Below are 26641 nucleotides of genomic sequence, written 5' to 3'. Positions count from 1 at the left end.
CCACGGGTGACACTTCATGCTATCAGGTCGCTGAGGGTTCCGCTGTCCGCGTTCCTGCGGCCCCTGGCCGCCGAGCGTCCTGCACAGCAGATGTTCAACGCCACGGGATCTCGCGATGTTCCCGCGGATCCGCGTGGGTGCTCCCCGCGGTTTCGACGGCCGCCCTTTCGACGAAGGCACTGGCAGACTGTGGGCATGACCGACGCCGCTCCCAAGCTGCTCCTCCTGGACACCGCCAGCCTCTACTTCCGCGCGTTCTACGGCGTGCCCGACGCGGTCAAGGCGCCGGACGGCACCTCGGTGAACGCGGCCCGCGGGCTGCTCGACATGATCGCGAAGCTCGTGTCCGCGTATCGCCCGACGCACCTCGTCGCCTGCTGGGACGATGATTGGCGTCCGCAGTGGCGCGTCGACCTCATCCCGAGCTACAAGGCGCACCGCGTCGTCGAGGTGGTCCCGGGCGGCGCGGATGTCGAGGAGGTTCCGGACCCGCTCGAGGCACAGATCCCGATCATCCGCGAGGCGCTCGGCGTGCTGCGGATCCCGATCATCGGCGTCGCGGAGCACGAGGCCGACGATGTGATCGGCACCCTGGCGACCGTGTCCGACATGCCCGTCGACATCATCACCGGAGACCGCGACCTGTTCCAGCTCGTCGACGACGGCCGTGGTGTCCGCGTGATCTACACCGCCCGCGGGATGAGCAATCTCGAGGACGTCACCGAGGAGACCGTGGTGCGCAAGTACGGTGTGCTGCCCAGCCAGTACGCCGACTTCGCCACGATGCGCGGCGACGCCTCCGACGGGTTGCCCGGAGTCGCGGGCGTCGGGGAGAAGACCGCGGCGAACCTCCTCGCCGTGCACGGCGACCTCGCGGCGATCCGCACCGCCGCCGAGGGTGCGGAGGGGATGTCGGCGAGCGTGGCGAAGAAGATCCTCGCCGCGTCGGACTATCTCGACGTCGCTCCCACCGTGGTGCGCGTCGCGACCGCGCTGCCGATCGCCGTTCCCGCCGAGGCCCTGCGGCCGCTCGACGCCGCCGAGACCGCCACCGCGGTCGGGGTCGCGGAACGCTGGAACCTCGGCACGTCGATGGCACGTGCGCTGGAGGCGCTCAGCCGCACCGCCTGAGCCGTCGCCCGTCCCTCCCAAGGCTCGAACGGCCCGTCTTCGGTGCGACTCAACCGGCCCAGCGCAGCAGCCGGTCGAGCCCCCAGGTCGTCACGATCCGCTCTGCGGGGACGCCGGCGCGCTCGGCGCGCTGAGCTCCGTGGTCCAGCAGCGACAGCTGCCCAGGCGCGTGCGCGTCGGAGTCGATCGAGAACAGGCAGCCGATCTCGAGCGCGAGTGCGAGGAGCCCGTCCGGCGGATCATTCCGCTCCGGTCTCGAGTTGATCTCGACGGCGACGCCGTTCTCGGCGCACGCCTCGAACACGGCCCTGGCGTCGAACCTCGAGGGCGGGCGAGTGCCCCGCTCCCCCTGCACGAGTTGACCAGTGACATGTCCGAGCACGCTGACACGCGGGTTCGAGACCGCGGCGACCATGCGCCGGGTCATCGGCCCCGGCTCCATCGCGAGCTTGGAATGCACCGATGCGACCACGACATCCAGTTCGCCGAGCAGCCGGTCCTCCTGGTCCAAGCGCCCGTCGTCGAGGATGTCGACCTCGATCCCGGTGAGCATCGTGAAGCCCTCACCGCTGAGCGCACGCACCTGCGGCAGCTGCAGGCGCAGCCGCTCAGCGGTCAGGCCGCGCGCCACGCGCAGTCGCGGCGAATGGTCGGTGATCGCGAGGTACTCGTGCCCCAGGGCGCGGGCGGCGTCCGCCATCGCCTCGATCGGGGTCGTCCCGTCCGACCATTCGGTGTGCGCGTGCAGATCGCCGCGCAGCCGGGAACGCAGCTCCGAGACGATCTCCGGTTCGACCTCGCCACGAAGCTCGACGAGGTAAGACGGCGTCTGCCCGTCGAGTGCCTGCCGGATGACCTCGAACGTCGAGGATCCGATCCCTTTCGCCTGCTGGATCCGATTCAGATCCGACCGTGCGTCCTCGGGGAGCTCGGCATAGGTCGCCGCGGCGGCGCGGAACGCCTTGGCCCGATAGCGCGACGCCCGCTCGCGCTCGAGCAGCCTGGCGATCTCGAGCAGCGCCTCTTGCGGATCCATGCCGACCGTCCCTGCGCCGCTCAGCTCGCGGCGAGCTCCTTGGATGCCGCGACCCACGCGTCCAGCTTCGCGAGCGCGCGCCCGTCGTCGACCGCTGCTTCGGCCAGGCCCAGGGCGGCGCGCAGACGCTGCACGATCGGCACCTGCGCCTGGGACGCGTCGTGGGACAGTTCGTAGGCGACGATACCGGCCGCCGCGTTCAGCAGCACGATGTCGCGCACGGCGCCGCGCTCGCCTTCCAGCGTGCGGCGCAGCACGCCCGCGTTGTGCTCCGGGGAACCGCCGATGAGGTCGGCGAGATCGGCGAGCGGGATGCCCAGGTCGCGCGGATCCAGGTCGTGCTCGTGGATGTCTCCGCGGGTGACCTCCCAGATACGGCTGTGCCCTGTCGTCGTGAGCTCGTCCAGTCCGTCGTCACCGCGGAACACGAGAGCCGTGGCGCCGCGGGTGCGGAACACGCCGGTGATGAGCGGCACCCGGTCGAGCTGGGCGACGCCCACCGCATTCGCTTCGGCGCGCGCCGGGTTGCACAGCGGGCCGAGCATGTTGAACACGGTCGGCACACCGAGCTCTGCGCGGACGGCGCCCGCGTTCTTGAACCCGGGGTGGAACGCCCCCGCCCAGGCGAACGTGATGCCGGTACGGTCCAGGATCTCGGCGACGGCCTGCGGGTCGAGGGTGAGCTGGAGGCCGAGCGCGCCGAGCACGTCGGAGGATCCGGACGCGGAGCTGGCCGCGCGATTTCCGTGCTTGACGACCGGGATGCCGGTCGCGCCGATGATGATGGCGGCGGTGGTGGACACGTTCACGGTCCCGATCCGGTCTCCCCCGGTTCCCACGATGTCCAGCACATCCGAGGACACGGGCAGCGGCACGGCCGCTTCCAGGATGGCGTCGCGGAAGCCGACCACCTCGTCGATCGTCTCCCCCTTGGCGCGCAGCCCGACGAGGAAGCCGGCCAGCTGCGCCTGGGTGGCCTGCCCGCGCATCACCTGACGCATCGCCCAGGTCGACTCGTAGACGCTCAGGTCACGCCCGGCGAGGAGCGTGGAGAGGACATCGGGCCAGGTCAGAACATCCGCCATGCCAGCGATCCTAGCGATGTGATGCAGTCGTGATCCCCGCTCCGGCACCCGGCGACCCGCCCGCAAGCCCGCGTCTCTCAGGGGATTCGCGGCTGGTTCCGAGGCCACACCGAGGCCCGGACGGGCTGAACCGCCGCCGCCGGTGCGACAATCGGCGTCTCGGATCGGCCATAATGGACGGGTGACGACCTCAGCGACGTATGCCCCGGCGGCGAGAACGATCAAGCGCCCCAACCCGGTGGCTGTGGGAACCATTGTCTGGCTCGGCAGTGAGGTGATGTTCTTCGCGGGACTCTTCGCGATCTACTTCACCCTGCGCAGCACCTCTCCGGAGCTCTGGGCATCACGCACAGAGAGCCTGAACGTGCCGTTCGCCGCGATCAACACCCTGGTCCTGGTGGCGTCCTCGTTCACCTGCCAGATGGGTGTCTTCGCCGCGGAGCGCATGCAGCCCTACACGTCGGTGAACGACAAGGGACGCAAGCGCTGGGGCATGGTGCCGTGGTTCTGGCTGACCTTCGCCATGGGCGCGTTCTTCGTGTCCGGCCAGGTCTGGGAGTACTCGCAGCTGGTCGCGGAGGGCATGCCGATCTCGGCCGACTCCTACGCTTCCGCGTTCTACATCACCACGGGCTTCCACGCTCTGCACGTCACCGGCGGTCTGGTCGCGTTCCTGCTGACCCTCGGCCGCGCCTTCGCCGTCAAGAACTTCACGCACAAGGAGGCGACGACCGCGATCGTGGTGTCCTACTACTGGCACTTCGTCGACGTCGTCTGGATCGTGCTGTTCTTCGTCATCTATTTCCTCAAGTAAGAAGCGGAGCGGATTCCCGACATGGCACGTGAGAAGAAGCGCCGTAGTGGCCGTCGCAGCCCCCTGGCCGCTGCGGCTCTGATCGGCGCAGGCCTGATGATCACCGGCGGCGTCTACGCCGGCGCGAGTGCGGCGTTCGCCGCGACCGAGCCGGCGTCCGTCACCGCCGCGGTCTCGACCGAGGACGGGCAGAAGCTGTTCCAGGCGAACTGCGCCACCTGCCACGGCATGAACCTGCAGGGCACCGCCACCGGACCGAGCCTGTACGGCGTCGGCGAGCTCGCGGTCGAGTTCCAGATGTCCACCGGGCGCATGCCGCTGCAGATGCAGGGCCCCCAGGCTCCGCAGAAGCACCCGCAGTTCTCCGAAGAGCAGATCAAGAACGTCGCCGCCTGGGTCCAGTCCGTGGCGCCCGGCCCGACCTACCCCGAGGAGAAGATCCTCGACGGCAAGGGCGATGTCGCGCACGGTGCCGAGCTGTTCCGCATCAACTGCGCGATGTGCCACAACGTCGCGGGCGCCGGTGGCGCTCTGACCGAGGGCAAGTACGCCCCGGGCCTGATGAAGACCAGCGCACTGCACATGTACGCCGCCATGGTCACCGGTCCGCAGAACATGCCGGTCTTCGGCAACATGAACCTTTCGGCCGAAGACAAGCGCGACATCATCTCCGCGCTGCTCTTCCAGCAGAACGCGACCCAGGTCGGCGGTATGGACCTCGGATCCCTCGGACCCGTCTCGGAGGGTCTGTTCATCTGGATCTTCGGAATCGGCGCATTGGTCGCCATCACCGTGTGGATCACGGCGAAGTCCAACTGACGCCGACATATCGAAGAACGTACGAGGAGAACCATGGCACACGACGACCCGCACGCTCTTGACCGGACCTATCAGGCACCGGCCGGGCTGAGCGTCGACGTCAGCGACCCCGCGCACAACCCGGGGCTGCCCGCGCACCGCGAGCGCGTCACCGACCAGGACCCGAAGGCGATGAACGCCGCTGTCCGCACGGTCTACACGCTCTTCTACCTCTCGCTCGCAGGCAGCATCTGGGCGGTCGCCGCCTACATGCTGTTCCCGATCGAGAGCGGCTCGCTCATCGACGTGCGCTACAACAACCTGTTCATCGGCCTCGGAATCGCCCTCGCCCTGCTCGCACTCGGTCTCGGTGCGATCCACTGGTCGAAGGCGATCATGGCGGACCACGAGCACATCGAATACCGCCACCCCACCCGTGGCCGCGACTCCACCCGCGAGGCCGCGATCAAGGCCTTCGCAGACGCGAACGAGGAGTCCGGGTTCGGGCGCCGTGTGATGATCCGCAACTCGCTCATCGCCGCGGTCGTCGCCTCGGTCGTCCCCGGTCTCGCGCTCTTCCGCGGTCTCGCCCCGCACAGCACCCCGGAGAACCCGATCGCGGGCGACCCGGTGCAGCTGCTCAAGCACACGATGTGGGAGAAGGGCATGCGCCTTGCGCACGACCCCGATGGAACGCCCATCCGCGCCGCCGATATCACGATCGGCTCGGCCGTGCACGTGATCCCGGAGCCGCTCAGCAAGGTCGGCCACGAGGAGGGCTACCTCGAAGAGAAGGCCAAGGCGATCGTCCTGCTGATGCGTCTGCTCCCCGAGCAGCTCATCGAGTCCGAGGAGCGCAAGACGTGGTCCTACGACGGCATCGTCGCCTACTCCAAGGTCTGCACGCACGTCGGCTGCCCTGTTGCGCTGTACGAGCAGCAGACCCACCACCTGCTCTGCCCGTGCCACCAGTCGCAGTTCGACGTCACGGAGCACGCGAAGGTGATCTTCGGACCGGCCGCACGCCCGCTGCCGCAGCTGCCGATCACCGTCGATGACGAGGGCTACCTCGTCGCGCAGAGCGATTTCCACGAACCCGTCGGTCCGAGCTTCTGGGAGCGTCATTGAGCACCGCAACTGTTACCGAGCAGAAGTCCTCGGAGAAGCCTTCGGAGGCGCCCCTGGGCGGCCGATTCGTCGGCGGTCTCTCCAACTACATCGATGAGCGGACGAGCCTCTCCGGCTTCGTCAAGGAGCTCGGCCGGAAGATCTTCCCCGATCACTGGTCGTTCATGCTCGGCGAGATCGCACTGTGGAGCTTCGTCGTGGTGCTGCTGTCCGGCACCTTCCTGACGTTCTTCTTCCAGGCGTCGATGGTGCCCACCCACTACGCCGGGGCTTACGCGCCCATGCGCGGTGTGGAGATGTCCGCGGCCCTCGACTCGACGCTGCGCATCTCGTTCGATCTGCGCGGCGGCCTGCTGGTCCGCCAGATCCACCACTGGGCGGCGCTGACCTTCGTGGCCGGCATCGGCGTGCACATGCTGCGCGTGTTCTTCACGGGCGCGTTCCGCAAGCCCCGTGAGCTGAACTGGGTGATCGGCTTCGTGCTGTTCGTCCTCGCCATGGCCGAGGGCTTCACCGGCTACTCGCTCCCCGACGACCTGCTCTCGGGCAACGGTCTGCGCATCATCGACGGCATGATCAAGGGCCTCCCGCTGATCGGCACCTGGACCTCGTTCATGCTGTTCGGCGGCGAGTTCCCGGGCGACCAGATCGTGGGGCGCCTCTACACGCTGCACATCCTGATCCTGCCGCTCCTGGTGATCGGCCTGGTCGTGCTGCACCTCATGCTGATGGTGATCAACAAGCACACGCAGTTCGCCGGCCCCGGCCGCACGGACGAGAACGTCGTGGGCTACCCGATGATGCCGATCTACATGTCGAAGATGGGCGGCTTCCTGTTCATCACGTTCGGTGTGATCGTACTGATCGCCTCGCTGTTCCAGATCAACCCGATCTGGAACTACGGCCCGTACGACCCCTCCCCCGTGTCGGCGGGTACGCAGCCGGACTGGTACATCGGCTTCGCGGACGGCGCGCTGCGTCTTGCCCCGTCGAACCTCGATGTCGTGTTCCTCGACCACACCTGGTCGTTCGGGATCATCATCCCGGTGCTGGTACTGGGCCTGTTCATCGTCCTGGTGGCGATCTACCCCTTCATCGAGGCCTGGATCACCGGCGACAAGCGCGAGCACCACATCGCGCAGCGTCCCCGCACCTCGGCCACTCGTACCGCGATCGGCGTGGCCGGCATGGTCTTCTACGCCACGCTGTGGGCGGCCGCGGCATCCGACCTCATCGCGACGCACTTCTCGCTGACGATGGAGGGCGTGATCCACACCCTCCAGGCGACACTGTTCATCGGTCCGGTCCTCAGCTACTTCATCGCGAAGCGCATCTGCATCGCGCTGCAGAAGAAGGACCGCGAGATCGTGCTGCACGGCTACGAGTCCGGTCGGATCGTGCGCCTTCCGGGTGGCGAGTTCATCGAGGTCCACAAGCCGGTCGACGTGTACGACCGCTGGAAGCTCATCGACACCGAGGTGTACGAGCCGCTGGTGGTCCGCCCGAATGCCAAGGGCCGCATTCCGTGGACGCAGAACCTGCGCTCCTCGATGTCGCGCTGGTTCTTCGAGGACCGCCTGTCGCCGCTCACGCAGGCCGAGATCGCCGCAGCCGACGCGCACCAGCGTCACGCGCTGCACGACACGAACGAGGCCGCTCACGACGAGATCGTGGCGTCGCACACCCGTGCCGGTGTGAGCGAGGACCAGATCGCACCGGTCGACACGGGCCACGTCAGCGAGACTCCGAACACGCCCAGCTCGGCGCTCGCCCCGGAATCCCTGCAGGCGAAGGAGGGCGGCGAGTAGGCCGCTCCCCCAGTTCGATCGAAGGCCCCGTCACAAGACGGGGCCTTCGTCGTTGCCTGTCACTGCGCCGGAGTAACCTGGCGGTATGACCTCCGCCATGGACCACTTCGCCGCGAAGCTCACCCACGAGACCGATGCGAGCGACGTGCACGCCGCCCGCAAGGCCGGCGAACAGCTCGCCGTCGTCGACGTCCGCAGCGACGACGCCTGGGCCCAAGGGCGCATCGTCGATGCGATCCACATGCATTACAGCGAGATCGCAGCAAGGGCGCCGCAGGAGATCCCCCTGGGCACCCCCGTGGTCGTCTACTGCTGGAGCCCCGGCTGCAACGCAGGTGACAAGGGCGCCCTGGAGTTCGCCAAGCTCGGATACGACGTGAAGCTCATGATCGGCGGCTTCGAGTACTGGGTACGTGAGGGCTACCCCGTCGAAGACGCCGATGGCGTGCACCGGCGCCCGGTGGATCCCCTCACGGGCATCGCCCGCGTCCGCACACACGCCTGACGACGTCGCCGCTTCTCCGCGCCTTCTCCCGTGCGGCGCCCGCCAGGCTCATGGCGGTCACCGCAGAGGGTCAGGTAGCCTCTGGCCGGGTTCCGACGGGCGCGGTCTGCGATACATCTGTCCAGACCTCGGTCATCTGATCGATCAGTCCATCCCGCACTCGGACGAACGTCGCACACTCGAAATGATCCACGCCCGCGCGGCCACTTGCGGTGACATGGGAACGACAGGCCGCGCGATCCGACGTCCCAACGATCTCTTCGACGCGCAAGTGCTCGAATCCGGGATACTCCGCGTTCAGGCGAGTCCAGGAGCCACGGTCGAAGGACTCACCGGTATGAACGTATCGGCAGGAGAAGTCCTCGTGAAGATAGTCATGCAGATCGCTCCAGCGATGATCATCAATCGCCGACATCAAACCACTCAGAAGCGCAACTGCCGTCATGTAACCAGGCTATTAGCTTCTACCGGGCCCACGACTCCGACCTCACCACCCGTTCCACGATCGCCGACGACGAACGCCTGGCGCGGACATACGGAGAAGGCCCTGGAGCGTTGCTCCAGGGCCTTCTCGCGGGGATCTCCGCTCAGCGGGCGAAGTGACCGCGGTAGTACTCGTAGACCCAGCCGACGATCGCGACCACGAAGATTGCCAGCGCGACCGGGAAGAGGAACACGCCCACGGCGAGAGCGATCATGCCGACCGCCGCGGCGCCCGCGAGGACGATCGGCCACCAGGACCAGGGGCTGAACTCGCCGAGCTCCGGGTCACCGTCATCGATGTCGCTGGTGAGGATGTCCTCGGGGAGGGTGCCGCCCTGTGCCTTGTGCGTGCGGTCGAGGTAGAACGCGATCATCGCGCCCATGAATGCGGTGAAGAACAGTGCGACCGTGCCGACCCACTCGATCGCCCTCACGGGAGGCTCACCGGCGTGTGCGATGAGGTTCCAGACCGTGTAGGTCACGCCCATGAGGGCGAAGAATGCGGTGAGGATCCACCACAGAACGATGTTGTCGCGCATGGGTCAGTGGGCCTTTCCGTCGGCGGCCGCAGCAACCGGATGCTCGGCGGCCTCCGGGTGGTTGAGGTCGAACGCCGGACGCTCGCTGCGGATCCGCGGGATCGAGGTGAAGTTGTGTCGCGGCGGCGGGCAGGACGTCGCCCACTCGAGCGAAGCGCCGTAGCCCCACGGGTCGTTCACGGTCACCTTCGGTGCCTTACGCGCGGTCAGCCACACATTCAGGAAGAACGGCAGCATCGACGCGCCCAGGATGATGGCGCCGATCGTCGAGACCTGGTTCTCCCACGTCCAGTTGTCGTAGGCCGAGTAGTCGGCGTAGCGACGCGGCATGCCGTCGACGCCCAGCCAGTGCTGGATGAGGAACGTCATGTGGAAGCCGATGAACAGCATCCAGAAGTGCACGTAGCCGAGGCGCTCGTTCAGCATCCGACCGGTCCACTTCGGCCACCAGAAGTAGAAACCGGCGAACATCGCGAACACGACCGTGCCGAACACCACGTAGTGGAAGTGCGCGACCACGAAATACGAGTCGGAGAGGAAGAAGTCCAGCGGCGGGGACGCCAGGATGACTCCCGTCAGACCGCCGAAGACGAACGACACCAGGAAGCCGAGCGCGAACACCATCGGCGTCTCGAACGTCACGGATCCTCGCCACAGTGTGCCGATCCAGTTGAAGATCTTCACGCCCGTCGGGACGGCGATGAGCATGGTCATCAGTGCGAAGAAGGGCAGCAGGACACCGCCGGTCACGTACATGTGGTGCGCCCACACGGCCACGGACAGCGCGGCGATCGAGATCGTCGCGTAGACCAGGGTCTTGTATCCGAAGATCGGCTTGCGGCTGAACACCGGGAAGATCTCCGAGACGATGCCGAAGAACGGCAGGGCGATGATGTAGACCTCGGGGTGGCCGAAGAACCAGAACAGGTGCTGCCAGAGGAGCACGCCGCCGTTGGCGGGGTCGTAGATGTGCGCACCGAGCACGCGGTCGGCCGCGGCGGCCAGCATGGCGGCGGCCAGCACGGGGAACGCCATCAGGACGAGCAGGCTGGTGATCAGCGTGTTCCACGAGAAGATCGGCATGCGCCACATCGTCATACCCGGGGCGCGCATCGTGATGATCGTGGTGATGAAGTTCACGGCGCCGAGGATCGTGCCGAAACCCGACATGCCGAGTCCGAGCATCCACAGGTTGCCGCCGGCACCCGGAGTGAACGACGCACTCGCGAGTGGCTGATAGGCGAACCACCCGAACGAGGCCGCGCCCTGCGGCGTGAGGAAGCCCGCGACCGCGATGGTCGAACCGAACAGGAACAGCCAGAACGCGAAGGCGTTCAGACGCGGGAACGCCACGTCGGGGGCGCCGATCTGCAGCGGGAGGATCGCGTTCGCGAAGCCCGCGAACAGCGGGGTCGCGAACATCAGCAGCATGATCGTGCCGTGCATCGTGAACAGCTGGTTGTACTGCTCCTTCGTCGGCACGATCTGCATGCCCGGCGAGAACAACTCAGCACGGATGATGAGGGCCATCACGCCGCCGAGGAGGAAGAAGAGCACCGAGGCGATCAGATACATGTATCCGATCGTCTTGTGGTCGGTGGAGGTGATCCACTTGACGACGATGTTGCCCTTCTGCTCGACGCGGGTCGAGCTGAGCAGAGCCGCCTGTCGCGGCGGGATCGTCGTCGGACGCGCGCCGGCCTCGGAGATGTCGGGAAGAGTGCTCGTCATTCTGCTTACTTCGCTTCCGAGTCAGTCGCGGGCTTCCCGGTGCCGGGGAAGTTGGTGAGGCGGTCGTAGGCGTCGGTGATGTCGCCCGTGTTGCCCTCGTCCTTGAGCTTGGTCAAGTACGACTGGTACTCCGCGTCGCTGACGACCTTCACGTTGAAGAGCATCATCGAGTGGTACTCGCCGCAGAGCTCGGCGCACTTGCCCTGGTAGGTGCCCTCACGGGTCGGCGTGAACGACCAGGAGTTGTCCTTGCCGATGTACATGTCCTTCTTGTACAGGAAGTCGATGATCCAGAAGGAGTGGATCACGTCGCGCGACTGCAGGGTGATCTTCACCTTCTTGTCGACCGGCAGGTACAGCGTGGGCAGGGCGGCCTGATCGATGTTGCCGGCCTTGTCGGGCTGGGCCTGGACACCCATGGTCCAGACGGCGTCGGAGTTGTCCTTCTCCGTGCCGTCGTACTGGAAGTCCCACGCCCACTGCTTGCCGATCGCGGTGATCGAGACATCGGGCTCATTGCCCGGGCCGTACTGGGTCTCGATGATCGTCTGATCGCGCGCCGTGAAGGCGAACATGCCGAAGATCAGGATCAGCGGAACGAGCGTGTAGAAGATCTCGATCGGCATGTTGTAGCGCAGCTGCACCGGCAGGCCGGTCTGTCCCTTGCGACGCCGGTAGGCGATCGCAGCCCAGCCCATGAGACCCCAGGTGATGAGGCCGACGATGAGGAGGACGATCCACGAGTTGACCCAGAGCGACGTGACGCGCTCGGTCTGATTCGTCGCGTGAGTGCCGTCGTCGAAGCCGGGCAGGAAGCCGCGCTCCATGAGCGGGGCACATCCCGAGAGGGCCACGGCTGCCGCTACTCCCAGGGGGAGTGCGGCCCAACGAAGGCGGCGTTTCGAGGGCACGATGCACCTTTCAGATCACGGACGTGGGCTACCCCAGTCTAGGGCAAGCTCACACCCGATTCACGCCATCCACGCAGGTTCGGCGTGGATGGCGCAGGGGTGGGAGAAGGGATTTCGCGGCTCAGTGGAAGCTGTCGCCGCAGGCGCAGGAACCCTGCGCGTTGGGGTTGTCGATCGTGAATCCCTGCTCCGAGATGGTGTCCTTGAAGTCGATCGCCGCGCCGTCGAGATACGGCACGCTCATGTTGTCGACGATCACCTCGACGCCATCGAAATCGACGGTCTCGTCGCCTTCGAGATAGCGCTCGTCGAAGTACAGCTGGTAGATCAGGCCGGAGCAGCCGCCGGGCTGCACGGCGACGCGCAGGCGGAGGTCGTCGCGGCCCTCCTGCTCCAGCAGGCTCTTCACCTTCGCCGCGGCGGCGTCGGTGAGCTTCACGCCGTGGGCGGTGGTCTCGGGGGTGAGGGTGATGTCGCTCATGTCGCTCCTTGGATCGGCCGTGCACCGGCACGGTTCCCGTGCTTCGAGTCTACCGCCGCGCACGAGGGCGGCATCGAGCGCGGCCGGTCATGACCGCGATCGATGCGCCCTGCCTCGTCAGAGGGTGATCTCGTTCATCCGGGTGAGCAGCAGCGCCTCCGTCGCCACGGCGTGGCGGAAGGTGTCCAGGTGCAGCGACTCGTTGGGGCTGTGCGCCCGCGCGTGCGGGTCCTCCACGCCGGTCACGAGGATCTCCGCGCCGGGGAAGCGCTCCACCAGGTCCGCGATGAACGGGATGGATCCGCCGATACCGAGGTCGACGGGTGCGGTGCCGTAGCCGTCCTTCATGGCTCCGCGCGTCAGCCCGACCGCCCAGCCGCTCGTGTCGACCAGGAACGGGTTGCCGAGGTCGACGTCGGAGAAGGAGAGCTCCGCGCCGAAGGGCGCATGAGCACGCAGGTGCGCCTGCAGCGCGGCGTACGCGTCGTCCGCGCTCTGCCCCGGCGCGATGCGGCAGCTCAGCACGACCGTCGTCTCCGGCGAGAGCGTGTTGGATGCGGCCGCCACGGAAGTTGCGTCCACCCCGATCACGGTGACCGAGGGCTTGTTCCAGATGCGGCTGAGGATCGTGCCGTCACCGATGGGCGTGACGCCGGGCAGCAGCCCGGTCTCCTCGCGCAGCGTCCCCTCGCTGTACTCGGGCGTCTCCGCATCGCGCACGGTCAGTCCCTCGACCGCGACGGATCCGTTCTCGTCCCAGAGCGTGTTCAGCAGGCGGATGGTCGCAAGCATGGCGTCGGGCACCGCTCCCCCGAACATGCCGGAGTGCGAGGCGTGGTCGAGAGTCCGCACGGTGAGGGTGAAGCGCACCGCGCCACGCAGAGACACCGTGAGACCCGGTGTGACGGAGTCCCAGTTGCCGGAGTCGGCCACGACGATCGCATCGGCGCGCAGGGCGTCCTCGTTGTCGCTGAGGAACTGCCCGAACGAGCGGGATCCGTACTCCTCCTCGCCCTCGATGAACATCGCGATCCCGAGGTCGAGGTCGTCGCCGAGCGCCTCCGCGACCGCACGGATGGACGCGATGTGCGCCATGATTCCGGCCTTGTCGTCGGCGGCCCCTCGACCGTAGAGACGCCCGTCCCGGACGGTGGGCTCGAACGGCGGCGTGTCCCACAGCTCGTCGTCCCCGGGGGGCTGGACGTCGTGGTGCGCGTAGAGCAGGATCGTGGGCTTGCCGTTGCGTGCGGCCCGACGCGCCAGGATCGCGGGCTGGCCGACCTCGTCGGTGCCGGGGATCGCCGCACGCAGCACGCGCACGCTGTCGAACACGCCTGTACCCTCGGCGAGCTCGGCGACGGCGGCGGCGCTGCGCACGAGCTGGGTCTGATCGAACGCCGGCCACGCGACCCCGGGAATGCGCACGAGAGCACCGAGATCGCTGAGCGCAGCGGGGATCCCGGTGCTCACGGCGGCGGTGACGGCGGCTTCGACGTCACCGGGTGCGGTGACCGAGGAGGAGGGAGAAGTCATACAGGTAATCTTAGAGAACACCCGTTTCCCGCTCTCTCGACATCAGGAGCCTTCGTGCCCAGCACTCCCACCCCCGCACCAGAGGACTCAGCCGACGCGAACGGCAAGGGGCGCCGCACGCCGACGCGCGCGGAGCAGGAGGCCGCTCGACGCCGACCGCTCGTGCCGGACACCAAAGAGGCCAAGGCGCAGGCTCGCGCCGACTTGCGCCTCCGTCAGGAGCGGCAGCGCGTCGGCATGGCGAACGGCGAAGAGAAGTACCTCCCTGTCCGTGACCGCGGGCCGCAGCGGCGCTGGGTGCGCGACTACGTCGACGCCGGCTGGCATGTCAGCGAGTGGATCATGGCCCTCATGGTCGTCGTGATCGTGGTCTCGCTGATCCCGAACACCCTGGTCGCCTACTGGGCGTTCATCGGCCTGTGGGGCTTCATCGCGATCGCGATCATCGACATGGTCTTCCTCGGCATCCGCGTGAACCGCCGGATCGCCGACAAGTTCGGCAAGGACAAGCGCGAGCGCGGACTGGCCTGGTACGCCGCGATGCGATCTCTGCAGATGCGCTTCATGCGTCTGCCGAAGCCGCAGGTCAAGCGCGGGCAGTACCCGGACTGATCCGGATCCCCTGACGAGAAGAAGGATCCCGTGCGCAAGGCGCCGGGATCCTTTTTCGTGTACGGCCTGATGCGCCGCTCCTCCGCGTCGGCTCAGCGGCGACGCAGCCCCGCGCGGATCTGGCGCGCCCAGAGCGGCCCGCGATAGAGGAACGCGGTGTAGCCCTGCACCAGCGTGGCACCGGCGTCGAGCCGTTCCCGCACCTCGGCCCCCGTCTCGACCCCGCCCACCGAGATGACGCAGAAGTCGGCGGGCACGGCATCGCGCACGAGGCGGAGGACGGCGAGCGAGCGCTCCTTGAGCGGGGCGCCGGAGAGGCCGCCCTCCCCCGCCGCGGCGACCTTCTCCGGATCCGTGACGAGACCGTCGCGGGTGATCGTGGTGTTGGTGGCGATGAGTCCGTCGAGCCCCTCGGCGACGGCGAGCTCAGCGATCGCCGTGACCTCGTCGTCGGGAAGGTCCGGGGCGATCTTCACCAGCAGCGGGGTCGCACCGGCCGCGGCCTTCACAGCGCGCAGCAGCGGTGCGAGGGTCTCGACGGCCTGCAGCCCCCGAAGGCCCGGCGTGTTCGGCGACGAGACGTTGATCGCGAGGTAGTCCGCGAGCGGCGCGAGGCGCACGGCCGATGCGACGTAGTCGGCGGTCGCGTCCTCGACGGCGACCACGCGGCTCTTACCGATGTTGACCCCGATGACGGCGGCCGGCCTGCGGCGGCGGAGCTTCCAGAGTCGCTTCTCCGCGGCCTCGGCACCAGCGTTGTTGAAGCCCATGCGGTTCACCACGGCGCGATCCGGGATGAGCCGGAACAGGCGCGGCTTGGGGTTGCCCGGTTGCGGGATGGCCGTGATCGTACCGACCTCGACATGTCCGAAGCCGAGCGCGGACAACCCGCGCACGCCGACCGCGTTCTTGTCGAACCCCGCCGCGATACCGAACGGAGTCGGAAATGTGAGCCCCAGTGCCCGCACCTCATCGCCCGCCGCCGGCCGGGTCAGCGCACGCGCGACCCAGGAGAACGGAGGCACTCCGAGAATCCGCACCACGACCATGCCGGCATGGTGGGCGAATTCGGGATCGAAGCGCGCGAGGACGAGGCGGAAGAGCAGGGCATACATTCCTGCCAGGCTACCGGGGTCAGGCCCCTGATACCGACCCGTCGCTCAGAGCGCCGTCTGCTCGGCCGCCCTCTGATGGTCGGCGCGCAGTTCGGCGATGGACGCCTCGAAGTCCTCAAGTGAGTCGAACGCCTGGTACACACTCGCGAAGCGGAGGTAGGCGACCTCGTCCAGATCCCGCAGCGGGCCCAGGATGGCCAGGCCGATCTCGTTGGTGTCCAGCTGCGAGACGCCGGTCTGCCGTACCGCTTCCTCGACGCGCTGCGCGAGGATCGCCAGATCCGCCTCGGTGACGGGGCGCCCCTGGCAGGCCTTGCGGACGCCGGAGATGACCTTCTCGCGACTGAACGGCTCCATCACACCGGATCGCTTGATGACGTTCAGGCTCGCGGTCTCGGTGGTCGTGAACCGCCCGCCGCACTCCGGGCACTGACGGCGTCGACGGATCGACAGGCCGTCATCGCTCGTGCGCGAGTCGATGACGCGGGAGTCCGGGTGGCGGCAGAACGGGCAGTGCATTCGTGAAAGCCTACGCCCCGGTCGCCGCGGCGGGCTCCGGCGCTCCTGCGAACCGGGCTTGGACGGCCTCGCCGTGCGCCGGCAGGATCTCCGCGTCGGCGAGTGCCACGACGCCCTTGCGGGCGCGCGCCAGCGCATCGCGGTCGTACGAGATCACCTGCTGCGGGCGGAGGAACGTGTAGGCGCCGAGGCCGGAGGCGTAGCGCGCCTGTCCCCCGGTCGGAAGCACGTGGTTGCTGCCCGCCATGTAATCGCCCAGGCTCACCGGCGTCTGATCTCCGACGAACACGGCACCGGCGCTCGTGAAGACCGCGGCCGCCTCCTCGGCGTCCACGAGATGCAGTTCGAGGTGCTCGGGGGCATAGGCATTGCTGAACGCCACGGCGGCGGCACGGTCGTCGACCAGCACGATCGCCGACTGCGGACCGTCCAGCGCGGTCTGCACACGCGCGCTGTGTCGAGTGGCGGCTGCGGCCGTCGCGACCTCGGCCGCCACACGGTCCGCGAGTTCGGCCGAGTCCGTGACGAGCACAGCGGAGGCCTGCTCATCGTGCTCGGCCTGGCTGATCAGATCCGCGGCGACAAGACGAGCGTCAGCTGCGGCATCGGCGACGATGAGGATCTCGGTCGCCCCTGCCTCGGAGTCCGTCCCGACGACGCCGGCAACGGCGCGCTTCGCGGAAGCGACGTAGTTGTTGCCCGGTCCGGAGATGACGTCGACCGGGTCGAGTCCGATCGCCGCGACACCGTGCGCGAGAGCGCCGATCGCACCTGCACCGCCGATCGCGTAGACCTCGTCCACGCCGAGCAGGGCGGCCGCGGCGAGGATGGTCGGGTGGATCCGGCCGTCTTCTGCCGCCTGCGGCGGGGAGGCGAGGGCGATGCTCTCGACGCCCGCGACCTGAGCGGGCACGACGTTCATCACGACGCTCGAGGCGAGGGGAGCCTTCCCGCCGGGGATGTAGACGCCGACCCGTCCGACCGGCTGCCAGCGCTGCACGATACGGGCGCCCGGTTCGATCTCGGTGACCTGCGGCGCGGGCACCTGCGCGGCGGAGCCCCGGCGCACCCGCTCGATCGCCGCCTCCAGCGCGTCCCGCACCTGCGGGTCGACACCGGCGAGAGCGTCGTCGAGGTGCTCGCGAGGAACCCGGATCGCGTGCCCGCTGACCTTGTCGAAACGCTCGGCCTGCTCACGCAGTGCCTCCTCACCGCGGACGCGCACGTCCTCCACGATCGCGGTCGCGGTCGCCAGCGCCTCGGCGCGGGCGGCGGTCGCGCGTGGCACGACGGCCAGCATCTCAGCGGTGGAGAGGGAGCGTCCCCTCAGGTCGATCGTCTGCATGCGTCCTCAGCCTCGGGTCATGTTCTCGGTGTCGTGCAGGTAGCCCACGCGACCGTCGTCGTGGCGCACCACGAAGGCGCCGCCGCGGTCCTCGAGAACTAGGATCCATGCTTCGGGTCCGATTGTGAAAATCGTGTCACCGCGTGCGTCATGCACGGCCCGGGTGTCGGGCGCGAGCGCCCAGAACGGCTGGGGCTGCTCATCCCGCGCCGCTGATCCTGCGGCACCGCCCCGGTTGCGCTCCTGCGGCACGACGTCGACGGCGTGCGTGGCCACTTCGTCCGCAGGCGAGGGCTCGAGCAGATCGCCGAGGACCTGGGTCATGGTGTCGGACAGGTCGTGCGGCGCGGCCGCTGCATCCTGCTCATCGGCGGATCCGTGGCCGGCGTCCGCGTCGGGCCCCGATGCCGGCGACGCTTCTACATCGGCGGCACGGCGGGCGTCCGTGCGAGTGGCGGGTTCGCCTTCGTCATCCGGCGAGTCCGTGGTCGAGGTCCGTGTCTCGGCGTCCTGCCGGGTCTCGGGGACCGCGTCCTGGCGGGTCTCGGACGATGCCTCCAGGATCGCCTCGGTCGGCGCATCCTCCGCAGGCACGACGTCGAAGGGGGCGTCGTCTGCGACCCTCGGCATCCCCGCGCCAGAGGGGTTCTCCGCCGATGCGGGCGCGGATCCGTCGTACTCCTCCGATGCGAGGAAGGACTCCCGGTGATGCTCGGGTACGTAGCCCGCCTCGCCCTGCACCACTGCACCGGTGACCCCGGTGGCGGAGAGATGTCCTGCGGCTCCGACCTCGTTCTCGTGCAGCAGTCCCGGATCCACATCGTCCTCGTTCTGCGGGTCGGAGATGCTCCCCCGCGCACGCACGGGACGCGGCCGGGAGAACACCGGTCGCACGGGGTTCGCGTTGCGGTGCGCGAGCGTCTCGATGCGGTCTTCGAAGTCCTCGCGGATCCCGGGGATGAGGGCTGCGAACACCGTGACGGCGACGAGGACCAGCGCCAGCAGGATCTCCAGCCACAGCGGCCAGGTGACCAGCGCGGACCGTCGTGTCGCGGCGACCAGATCCAGCTGCTGCCACAGCAGCACGACCCAACTGACCAGGGCGACGGAGAAGGCGACCGAAGCGAACTGGTCGATGCCGAGGGATCCGACCCGGCGGATCCCCTCGGGAGACAGCCGTCGCAGTACGACGAGGAACACGGCCGCGGTGGGCACGCCGATCGCCAGTGCCCAGGCGCCGTTCATCGTCCAGACCGTTGCGGAGGCGTCCAGGACGCTCCCGGCACCCGGCACGAAGGACAGCGCGAACGCGATCACCCATGCCGCGATGACGATCAGCTCGCGCAGCGTGAAGCCGAACCAGCCCTGCTGCGGGGCGGCAGCGGGCAGCGGTCCATCGTCGACTTCCGTGTCAGACGAGGCGAGGGGGCTCGATGTCGGATCCTGTTCGTCCTGCGCCATCTCAGCGGAGGGGACGTCGCCGGTCATCAGTACTTCCTTTCGTCGTGCGGCCGCTGGGGACTTCGGCCGTCGAACGGGACCAGATACTACCTGGCGGCGGTGGGGAGCCCCTGTGCGGCACTCGCGTACCTGAGGGAAGCGCGGGCAGGGAAGAGAGGAAAGCGGCGCCCTGCTCAGCCCAGACACTGCGGGCCGAGCAGCGACTTCAGGTCGCCGAACAGGTCCGCGGTGACGGTCACCGGCATGGGCACTTCGAAGACCTTGGCGCGGCCGCCGCGATGCATCTTCAGCATGACCTCGGTCTCGCCCGCATGCCGGCGCAGAACGTCCGCGAGATCCTCGATCACCCGCTCCGTAGCGCGCTGCTCGGGCACCAACAGCGACAGCGGACCCGCGGCGTCGAAGGATCCGACGTCGGGCGTGAACGCCGACTGCGCGTGCAGGTTCATTCCGTCGTCGCGACGGGAGACGCGACCGCGCACCGCGAGGATCGTGTCCTGTTGCAGCGTGCTCTGGAACTCCAGATACGTCTTGCCCATGAACATGATGGTGATCTCGCCGCCGAAGTCCTCGACGGTGATCATGCCGTAGGGGTTGCCGCTGGCCTTGGCGACGCGGTGCTGCACGCTCGTGACGAGCCCGGCGACGGTCACCTGGTCGCCGTCCTGCAGGTCTTCGGACTCCAGCAGGCTGTTGATCCCGATCGAGGCATGCTTCGCCAGTGGCACCTCGAGACCGGCGAGCGGATGGTCGGACACGTACAGGCCGAGCATCTCTCTCTCGAATGCGAGCTTGTCCTTCTTCGTCCATTCCGGACGGACCGGCACCTTGGGCGGAGCGACCTCCTCGATCTCGTCGTACAGGCTGTCGAAATCGAAGCCGATCGCGCCCTGCGCCTCGTTGCGCTTCTGGCCCACCGACGCCTCGACGGCGTCCTCGTGGATCTCCACGAGCGCGCGCCGGGTGTCGCCCATCGAATCGAAGGCTCCGGCCTTGATCAGCGACTCGACCGTGCGCTTGTTCGCCACGTGCAGTGGCACCTTCTTCAGGAAGTCGTGGAAGGAGGTGAAGTTCTCTTCCTGACGCCCCTGGACGATGCCCTCGACGACGTTGGATCCGACGTTGCGCACAGCGCCGAGACCGAAGCGGATGTCCTCGCCGACGGCGGCGAAGAAGTTGATCGACTCGCGCACGTCCGGCGGCAGCACCTTGATGCCCATGCGGCGACACTCGTTCAGGTAGAGCGCCATCTTGTCCTTGGAGTCGCCGACGCTCGTGAGCAGCGCGGCCATGTACTCCGCGGGGTAATGCGCCTTGAGGTACGCCGTCCAGTACGAGATGACACCGTAGGCGGCGGAGTGCGCTTTGTTGAAGGCGTAGTCGGAGAACGGCAGCAGGATCTCCCAGAGCGCATTGACGGCGCCGTCCGAGTATCCGTTCGCGTGCATGCCGGCCTGGAAGCCCTCGAACTGCTTGTCCAGCTCCGACTTCTTCTTCTTGCCCATCGCGCGCCGCAGGATGTCGGCTTGGCCGAGGGAGAACCCGGCCACGCGCTGCGCAATCGCCATCACCTGCTCCTGGTAGATGATGAGGCCGTAACTCTCCTCCAGGATGTCCTTGAGCGACTCGGCGAACTCCGGATGGATCGGGGTGATCTCCTGCAGGCCGTTCTTGCGGAGCGCGTAGTTCGTGTGGGAGTTGGCGCCCATGGGGCCCGGGCGGTACAGCGCGATGAGGGCCGAGATGTCGCCGAAGTTGTCCGGCTTCATCAGACGCATCAGCGCACGCATCGGACCGCCGTCGAGCTGGAACACGCCCAGTGAGTCGCCGCGGGTGAGCAGGTCGTAGGACGGCCGGTCGTCGAGCGCGAGGTCCTCGAGTACGAGCTCCTCGCCCCGGTTCATCCGGATGTTCGCGAGGGCGTCGGAGATGATCGTGAGGTTGCGCAACCCCAGGAAGTCCATCTTGATGAGGCCGAGGGACTCGCAGGACGGGTAGTCGAACTGCGTGACGATCTGGCCGTCCTGCTCGCGCTTCATGATCGGGATGATGTCGATCAGCGGATGCGAGGACATGATCACGCCGGCGGCGTGCACACCCCATTGGCGCTTCAGATTCTCCAGGCCCAGGGCCGTGTCGAACACGGTCTTCGCCTCGGGATCGGACTCGATCACGACGCGGAACTCGCTGGCCTCCTTGTACCGCGGGTGCTGCGGATCGAACATGCCGTCCAGCGGCATGTCCTTGCCCATCACGGGCGGCGGCATGGCTTTGGTGAGCTTCTCCCCCATGCTGAACGGGAAGCCGAGCACACGGCCCGCGTCCTTCAGCGCCTGCTTCGCCTTGATCGTGCCGTACGTGACGATCTGCGCGACGCGCTCGTCGCCGTACTTCTCGGTCACGTACTGGATCACCTCACCACGACGACGGTCGTCGAAGTCGACGTCGAAGTCGGGCATGGAGACGCGATCGGGGTTGAGGAACCGCTCGAAGATCAGGCCGTGCTCGAGCGGGTCGAGGTCTGTGATCCTCATCGCGTAGGCCGCCATGGAGCCCGCACCGGACCCACGTCCGGGGCCCACACGCACGCCATTGTCCTTCGCCCAGTTGATGAAGTCGGCGACGACGAGGAAGTAGCCCGGGAACCCCATGGACGAGATCACCTCGACCTCGTAGTTCGCCTGCTTGCGCACCGCGTCCGGGATACCGCCCGGGTATCGGTACTGCAGGCCCTTCTCGACTTCCTTGATGAACCAGCTCTCCTCCGTCTCTCCCTGCGGGACGGGGAAGCGCGGCATGAAGTTGGCACCGGTGTTGAAAGAGACGTCGCAGCGCTCGGCGATGAGCAGCGTGTTGTCGCACGCCTCGGGGTGATCGCGGAACACCTGGCGCATCTCCGCTGCGGACTTCACGTAGTAGCCGTCGCCGTCGAACTTGAACCGGTTCGGGTCGTCGAGGGTGGAGCCCGACTGCACGCAGAGCAGAGCCGCGTGACTGGTCGAGTCGTGCTGGTGCGTATAGTGCAGGTCATTCGTGCCGACGAGCGGGATCCCGAGGTCCTTCGCGATCTTGAGCAGGTCGCCGGTGACGCGGCGCTCGATCTCGAGGCCGTGATCCATGATTTCGGCGAAGTAGTTCTCCTTGCCGAAGATGTCCTGGAACTCCGCGGCCGCCGCACGCGCCGCGTCGTACTGGCCCAGGCGCAGGCGGGTCTGGATCTCACCCGAGGGGCATCCGGTCGTCGCGATCAGACCCTTGGAGTACTTCTGCAGGATCTCGCGGTCCATGCGCGGCTTGAAGTAGTAGCCCTCCAGGCTCGAGGTCGAGGAGAGGCGGAACAGGTTGTGCATGCCCTCGGTGGTCTCCGAGAGCAGCGTCATGTGCGTGTAGGCACCGGATCCGGAGACATCATCGCGGCGCTGCTCGGGAGAGCCCCACTGCACGCGCGACTTGTCGCTGCGGTGCGTTCCCGGGGTGACGTAGGCCTCGATGCCGATGATCGGCTTGACGCCGGCGGCCTGGGCCGCCTTGTAGAACTCGAATGCGGCGAAAGTGTTGCCATGGTCGGTGACAGCGACCGCCGGCATGCCCTGCGCGACGGCCTCCTGCACCAGCGGCCCGATGCGCGCGGCCCCGTCCAGCATCGAGTACTCGCTGTGCACGTGCAGGTGGACGAAGGAGTCTGATGCCATGCTTCGAGTCTACGTTTCTGGGTGGGACATCGAGGTGCCGCGCCCGCCGATGGGCGTCACCATCACTTCCTTTGGGCCCGCATCCATCTGGCTGGCGAGATGCCAGCCGGCGGGCGATTCCACCCGATTCCACCAGCCGAACGGTATTCCTCCAGCCATTCGGTTCAGGAGACGCCCGGTACCCTGATCCGATGACCACTCCCGACTTCGTCCTCGCGCTTCGGAAGCACATCGGCCACGCCCCGCTGAGCCTCGTCGGCGTCACCGCGATCGTATTCCGCGACGAGAAGGTGCTGCTCGGCAGGCGGGCCGACAACGGCGCCTGGCAGGCGGTGTCCGGAATCGTCGAGCCGGGCGAAGAACCCGCCGACGCGGCCGCGCGGGAGTGCCTCGAGGAGGCGGGCGTGGCCGTGAAGGTCGAGCGGCTCGCCCTCGTGCAGCAGCTCCCTCGGGTGACCTATACGAACGGCGACGAGGTCGACTACCTGGATCTGGTGTTCCGCTGCGCCTGGATCTCGGGCGAACCGCATCCTGCCGACGGCGAACTCACCGAGGTCGGCTTCTACGACCTCGCCGCGATGGGCGACGTCGACGATACCCACGTCCGCAAGATCGCCCTCGCCGTGGCCGAGGACGACCCTGCGCACTTCCGCGGCGGGCGACCGCCGCAGACCTGAGAGCCCGCTGCTGCTCGGGTGCTCAGCGCAGATCCAGACGCATCAGCACCCGAGGAAACCCGTTGATCACGGATCCGGTGTCCGCAGCCTTTGTGAAGCCGGCCGACTCGAACAGCGACCGCGTGCCGACATAGGCCATCGTCAGATCGACCTTCGCACCCCGGTTGTCTACCGGGTACCCCTCGATCGCCGGCGCGCCGCTGTCCCGCGCATAGGCGACGGCTCCGTCGATCAGCGTGTGCGTGATGCCCTGCTTCCGGTACCCCGGTCGCACACGCAGACACCACAGCGACCATACGTCGAGGTCGTCGACGAGTGGGATCAGCTTGTTGCGCGCGAAGCTCGTATCCCACCGCGGGTGCACCGCCGCCCACCCCACCGGCTCGTCGTCGAGGTAGGCGATCACTCCCGGCGCCGGATCCTGCTCGCACAGCTCGCGAACCCTCGCCGCTCTGGCCTCGCCGCGCAGCGCCTGGCTCTCCTTGCTGGGGATCCGATAGCTCAGGCAGAAACAGGACTGCGATGTCGGGTTCTTCGGCCCCACGACCGTCGCGACGTCGTCGAAGACGGTGGCGGGGCGAACCTCGATGCTCATGTCCCCAGTCTGCCCCGGAGGGCAGACATCACGGTTCGACGATGCGCTGGTCCGTGTTCGTATAGCTGATCGAGTCCGCGACGGTGCCCACGAGGCCCATCGTGACACGCAGCAGGCCGGGCTTCACATCGTCCAGAGGAGGTGGTGTGTCGGTTCCCAGGGTCAGGCCACGGCCGTCCTGGGTGGTCGCCGTGATCGAGCCCAGATACACGCTCACGTGGCCGGTGAGGGTCATCGTGTCGGCGTTCGTCACGAGTCCGGCCTTGTCCGGCGGGCGGACCGTGAGCGAGAACCCGGAGATCGTGATCGAGTCCGCCGAGATCTTCAGGGTGCGAACCGTGCCGCCGTCGATCGTCGGCACGTCCACGATCGCGATGCCGCTCAGCCCGGTGAACGACAGTCCCTGCGACCCCATGGAGGCCGGGGTCTTCGTGAAGATCGGAGCGCCCTCGTCCTCCGCCGCCACGACAGGGGTCGGAGCGGGCGTCGGCGCGGCACCTCCTGGAACGCTCGGCGTCGTGGCGCCGGGGGTCGTCGGAGCTCCCGGCACGGCGGGGAGCCCTGGCACGGAAGGGCCGGATGTCGGCGGGGGCGTCGTCGGCGTCGGGCTCGGGGAGGGGCACCACAGCAGCGGGATGCACAGCCCAGCCGGCTGCGACCCCGGAACAGCGGCGGCGCCGAGCATCATCGGCGCGACGAGGGCGAGCGATGCCAGGAGTACGGCACCGTGGCGGCGCTGCGCCTTCACGATGCCGCCTCCTCGGATCCGCCCGCGACCACGGGATCGCGCGGCCCCATCCAGGCGACGACGAGCACCGCCCCGGTCCCGGCCAGGAGCATCCCTACGATGAAGCCGCCGAGGTTCACTCCGATCAGCGAGTAGATGGCGACGACCAGGGCCAGGATGCCGTAGAAGACATGGTGCGCGGGCATCGTGATCCCGAGGATCCCGAGCAGCAGCAGCGCGATCGGGATGATCGTCGCCTGCAGCCCCTCGATGCCCAGCTGGACGTGCAGATGCCCGATGTCGAGCTGACCGGAGAAGAACATCTCGATTCCGCCGACGGCGACGAGCAGTCCCCCGATGAACGGACGCTGCCGCCGCCAGTGCCGGAATCCTCGCGCGGACGACATCACCTCCGGCGCGGCGCTCGCATCGACGGTGTGGTCGACGCCACCCGCGACGACGGCCGGCGCGGACTCTGCCCCGTTGCGCACCGGCCGCAGCACGGGAGCCGCGGCATCCCGACGATCACGCCGTGCGGATCCGGATGCGCTGGTCTCGTCGGTCATCGTGGCCTCGTTCAGAAGCATCCCTGCGAACCGTCCGTCAGCTCCAGCGTCATGCCCGTGAGGGTGAACACCGAGGCCTGAGTGCTCCAGGCCGTCTGCTGCAGGTTCTTGATCGAGACGGTGTCGGCGTCCTGAGCGAAGTCACCGGCGGAGCCCTTCGCCTCGGTGTTGACGGTGGAGGCGTCCACGCCGATGCGGATCGCACCGAAGGAGGCGTCGCCCTTGAGGCCGGTCATGCCGATCTGCAGATCGCTGGCAGACGCCGGGTTGCCGTTGCCACCCGCCTTGATGAGCACGCCGACCTTGCCGAGCGGCGTGTCGGTGATCACCGACTGGCAGAGGTCGTTGAGCGTGGCGCTCTTGATGTTCGCGATGGCGACGGTGTGCTCCTTGCCCTCCGTGTCCTTCGCGACACCGGCGTACTGCGAGAAACCGGTGCCCTCGAGCTGGGAGGCGCCGATCTGGAACTGGCTCCCCGATACGGCGAACGACACGGGTACCGCGCCCTGGGCGACGCCGCCCATCAGCGCTGCGGCGACCACGCCCGCCGGAATGGCGACGAGGGCGATACGGCCTGCGTGGGATGACCCGAACTTGCGGACACGGTCGGACTTCGGGAACTTCATCGATCCTCCTCCAGTGCGCCGGCTGCGATGGCGGCGTTCACCTGGTCGAGTATATTGCCCGTTGACTCAGAGTCAATACCGGACACGGCCATCGCTGCGCATCCCGCTAGGCTCGGGGCATGCCCGACCTGCGACGCGCCAGACTCACTCCTGAGGAGCGTCGTGCGCAGCTCGTCGCGACCGGGGTGAACTTCCTCGCCGAGCATTCCCTGGACGAACTCACGATGGACGTGCTGGCCCAGCGCGCCGGAGTGTCACGGCCTCTCCTGTTCCACTACTTCGAGACCAGGCAGGGCATGCACCTCGCGGTGGTGACCATGGCGAGGGACAGTCTGCTGCTCGCCTCCGAGCCGCGCGATGACCTGGAGCCGCGGGCGCGAGTGCGCGACACTCTGCTGCGCATCACGGAGTTCGTGCGCCAGCATCAGGGCACGTTCCACTCTCTGGTGCGCGGGATCGCGAGCGGCGACCCCGCCGTCCGGCGCGTGGTCGACGAGTCGCGTGACCTCAACGCCGCGCGTCTTCTCGACGCGTTCACCGAACTCGGCACGCCGGACACCCCGGGGCTCCGCGTCGCCCTGCGCGCCTGGGTCTCCTTCACCGAGGAGACACTGATCAGCCTCGTCATCGACCGCGACGAGGACCCCGAGGTGGTCGTCCGGTTCCTGGAGGCGACGCTTGAAGGCGTGGTGTCGGCGACAGGCGAGCTGCCACTCTGATCCC

The 26641-nt window shown here is 67.9% G+C and carries 26 protein-coding genes; 9 read left to right on the top strand and 17 right to left on the bottom strand.

Annotated elements, in window-relative coordinates; translation table 11 throughout:
• The first annotated feature begins 195 nt into the window (after window positions 1-195).
• On the top strand, window positions 196-1131 hold the full coding sequence (locus tag ACTJI8_RS00505) for a 5'-3' exonuclease (protein WP_440731472.1): 936 nt from the start codon (window positions 196-198) through the stop codon (window positions 1129-1131).
• A 49-nt stretch (window positions 1132-1180) separates the two neighbouring features.
• On the opposite strand, the gene ACTJI8_RS00500 is transcribed toward ACTJI8_RS00505, so the two are convergent.
• Window positions 1181-2167, bottom strand: a complete 987-nt coding sequence (locus ACTJI8_RS00500) for a PHP domain-containing protein (protein WP_440732413.1) — start codon at window positions 2165-2167, stop codon at window positions 1181-1183.
• Between the two features lie 20 nt (window positions 2168-2187).
• A complete protein-coding gene (gene trpD, locus ACTJI8_RS00495) occupies window positions 2188-3252 on the bottom strand; it encodes an anthranilate phosphoribosyltransferase (RefSeq protein WP_440731471.1) in 1065 nt (354 codons plus the stop codon).
• 181 nt (window positions 3253-3433) lie between these two features.
• Here trpD and ctaE point away from each other — a divergent pair, with 181 nt between their 5' ends.
• From ctaE to ACTJI8_RS00470, 5 genes are all read left to right on the top strand, one after another.
• Window positions 3434-4066, top strand: a complete 633-nt coding sequence (ctaE, locus tag ACTJI8_RS00490) for an aa3-type cytochrome oxidase subunit III (RefSeq protein ID WP_440731470.1) — start codon at window positions 3434-3436, stop codon at window positions 4064-4066.
• Window positions 4067-4087: 21 nt separating this feature from the next.
• Complete coding sequence (gene qcrC / locus ACTJI8_RS00485) at window positions 4088-4885, top strand: cytochrome bc1 complex diheme cytochrome c subunit (protein WP_440731469.1); 798 nt, start codon at window positions 4088-4090, stop codon at window positions 4883-4885.
• Between the two features lie 33 nt (window positions 4886-4918).
• A complete protein-coding gene (gene qcrA, locus ACTJI8_RS00480) occupies window positions 4919-5992 on the top strand; it encodes a cytochrome bc1 complex Rieske iron-sulfur subunit (protein ID WP_440731468.1) in 1074 nt (357 codons plus the stop codon).
• Window positions 5989-7800: a cytochrome bc1 complex cytochrome b subunit gene (gene qcrB, locus ACTJI8_RS00475; protein ID WP_440731467.1), complete on the top strand. Its 1812-nt coding sequence runs from the start codon at window positions 5989-5991 to the stop codon at window positions 7798-7800. Before qcrA ends, qcrB begins: the two co-directional genes overlap by 4 nt.
• 85 nt (window positions 7801-7885) lie before the next feature.
• A complete protein-coding gene (locus tag ACTJI8_RS00470; protein ID WP_440731466.1) occupies window positions 7886-8305 on the top strand; it encodes a rhodanese-like domain-containing protein in 420 nt (139 codons plus the stop codon).
• 70 nt (window positions 8306-8375) lie between these two features.
• On the opposite strand, the gene ACTJI8_RS00465 is transcribed toward ACTJI8_RS00470, so the two are convergent.
• From ACTJI8_RS00465 to ACTJI8_RS00440, 6 genes are all read right to left on the bottom strand, one after another.
• Complete coding sequence (locus tag ACTJI8_RS00465) at window positions 8376-8750, bottom strand: nuclear transport factor 2 family protein (protein ID WP_440731465.1); 375 nt, start codon at window positions 8748-8750, stop codon at window positions 8376-8378.
• A gap of 142 nt (window positions 8751-8892) precedes the next feature.
• Window positions 8893-9327, bottom strand: coding sequence for a cytochrome c oxidase subunit 4 (locus ACTJI8_RS00460; RefSeq protein ID WP_440731464.1), 435 nt, complete (start codon window positions 9325-9327; stop codon window positions 8893-8895).
• A 3-nt stretch (window positions 9328-9330) separates the two neighbouring features.
• Window positions 9331-11058, bottom strand: coding sequence for an aa3-type cytochrome oxidase subunit I (ctaD, locus tag ACTJI8_RS00455; RefSeq protein ID WP_440731463.1), 1728 nt, complete (start codon window positions 11056-11058; stop codon window positions 9331-9333).
• Between the two features lie 5 nt (window positions 11059-11063).
• Window positions 11064-11969, bottom strand: coding sequence for an aa3-type cytochrome oxidase subunit II (ctaC, locus tag ACTJI8_RS00450; RefSeq protein ID WP_440731462.1), 906 nt, complete (start codon window positions 11967-11969; stop codon window positions 11064-11066).
• A 121-nt stretch (window positions 11970-12090) separates the two neighbouring features.
• Entirely contained in the window at window positions 12091-12450 is a 360-nt protein-coding gene (erpA, locus tag ACTJI8_RS00445) for an iron-sulfur cluster insertion protein ErpA (RefSeq protein ID WP_233309172.1), read from the bottom strand.
• 117 nt (window positions 12451-12567) lie between these two features.
• Window positions 12568-13983 carry a dipeptidase gene (locus ACTJI8_RS00440; protein ID WP_440731461.1) on the bottom strand — a complete coding sequence of 472 codons (1416 nt, stop codon included), beginning with the start codon at window positions 13981-13983 and terminating at the stop codon, window positions 12568-12570.
• 54 nt (window positions 13984-14037) lie between these two features.
• Between ACTJI8_RS00440 and ACTJI8_RS00435 the strand changes: the two genes are divergently transcribed.
• Entirely contained in the window at window positions 14038-14595 is a 558-nt protein-coding gene (locus tag ACTJI8_RS00435; protein WP_440731460.1) for a DUF3043 domain-containing protein, read from the top strand.
• Between the two features lie 92 nt (window positions 14596-14687).
• Here the strand turns inward: ACTJI8_RS00435 and ACTJI8_RS00430 are convergent, their stop codons facing one another.
• The 5 genes from ACTJI8_RS00430 to dnaE all read right to left on the bottom strand — a co-directional run bounded on the left by ACTJI8_RS00430 (window position 14688) and on the right by dnaE (window position 22727).
• Window positions 14688-15710, bottom strand: a complete 1023-nt coding sequence (locus ACTJI8_RS00430; protein ID WP_440731459.1) for a quinone-dependent dihydroorotate dehydrogenase — start codon at window positions 15708-15710, stop codon at window positions 14688-14690.
• 45 nt (window positions 15711-15755) lie between these two features.
• Entirely contained in the window at window positions 15756-16229 is a 474-nt protein-coding gene (gene nrdR, locus ACTJI8_RS00425; protein WP_440731458.1) for a transcriptional regulator NrdR, read from the bottom strand.
• A 10-nt stretch (window positions 16230-16239) separates the two neighbouring features.
• Window positions 16240-17574 (bottom strand): histidinol dehydrogenase, encoded by a 1335-nt coding sequence (gene hisD / locus ACTJI8_RS00420; RefSeq protein WP_440731457.1) that lies wholly within the window; start codon window positions 17572-17574, stop codon window positions 16240-16242.
• A gap of 6 nt (window positions 17575-17580) precedes the next feature.
• Entirely contained in the window at window positions 17581-19062 is a 1482-nt protein-coding gene (locus ACTJI8_RS00415; RefSeq protein WP_440731456.1) for a hypothetical protein, read from the bottom strand.
• Window positions 19063-19208: 146 nt separating this feature from the next.
• Complete coding sequence (dnaE, locus tag ACTJI8_RS00410; protein ID WP_440731455.1) at window positions 19209-22727, bottom strand: DNA polymerase III subunit alpha; 3519 nt, start codon at window positions 22725-22727, stop codon at window positions 19209-19211.
• A 191-nt stretch (window positions 22728-22918) separates the two neighbouring features.
• Between dnaE and ACTJI8_RS00405 the strand changes: the two genes are divergently transcribed.
• A complete protein-coding gene (locus ACTJI8_RS00405; protein WP_440731454.1) occupies window positions 22919-23404 on the top strand; it encodes an NUDIX hydrolase in 486 nt (161 codons plus the stop codon).
• Between the two features lie 22 nt (window positions 23405-23426).
• Here the strand turns inward: ACTJI8_RS00405 and ACTJI8_RS00400 are convergent, their stop codons facing one another.
• From ACTJI8_RS00400 to ACTJI8_RS00385, 4 genes are read right to left on the bottom strand one after another with little or no spacing between them, the layout of a single operon-like run.
• Window positions 23427-23999: a GNAT family N-acetyltransferase gene (locus ACTJI8_RS00400; protein WP_440731453.1), complete on the bottom strand. Its 573-nt coding sequence runs from the start codon at window positions 23997-23999 to the stop codon at window positions 23427-23429.
• 28 nt (window positions 24000-24027) lie between these two features.
• Window positions 24028-24747 carry a hypothetical protein gene (locus ACTJI8_RS00395; RefSeq protein WP_440731452.1) on the bottom strand — a complete coding sequence of 240 codons (720 nt, stop codon included), beginning with the start codon at window positions 24745-24747 and terminating at the stop codon, window positions 24028-24030.
• A complete protein-coding gene (locus ACTJI8_RS00390; RefSeq protein ID WP_440731451.1) occupies window positions 24744-25292 on the bottom strand; it encodes a DUF6114 domain-containing protein in 549 nt (182 codons plus the stop codon). Before ACTJI8_RS00390 ends, ACTJI8_RS00395 begins: the two co-directional genes overlap by 4 nt.
• 11 nt (window positions 25293-25303) lie before the next feature.
• Window positions 25304-25918 carry a DUF6230 family protein gene (locus ACTJI8_RS00385; protein ID WP_440731450.1) on the bottom strand — a complete coding sequence of 205 codons (615 nt, stop codon included), beginning with the start codon at window positions 25916-25918 and terminating at the stop codon, window positions 25304-25306.
• A 119-nt stretch (window positions 25919-26037) separates the two neighbouring features.
• Here ACTJI8_RS00385 and ACTJI8_RS00380 point away from each other — a divergent pair, with 119 nt between their 5' ends.
• Complete coding sequence (locus tag ACTJI8_RS00380) at window positions 26038-26637, top strand: TetR/AcrR family transcriptional regulator (RefSeq protein WP_440731449.1); 600 nt, start codon at window positions 26038-26040, stop codon at window positions 26635-26637.
• Window positions 26638-26641: the final 4 nt, after the last annotated feature.

The organism is Microbacterium sp. 22303, assembly GCF_052045265.1.
Lineage (GTDB): Bacteria > Actinomycetota > Actinomycetes > Actinomycetales > Microbacteriaceae > Microbacterium.
Note: the sequence above shows the minus strand (reverse complement) of the source record. Positions and strands in the feature narration are given on the sequence as shown.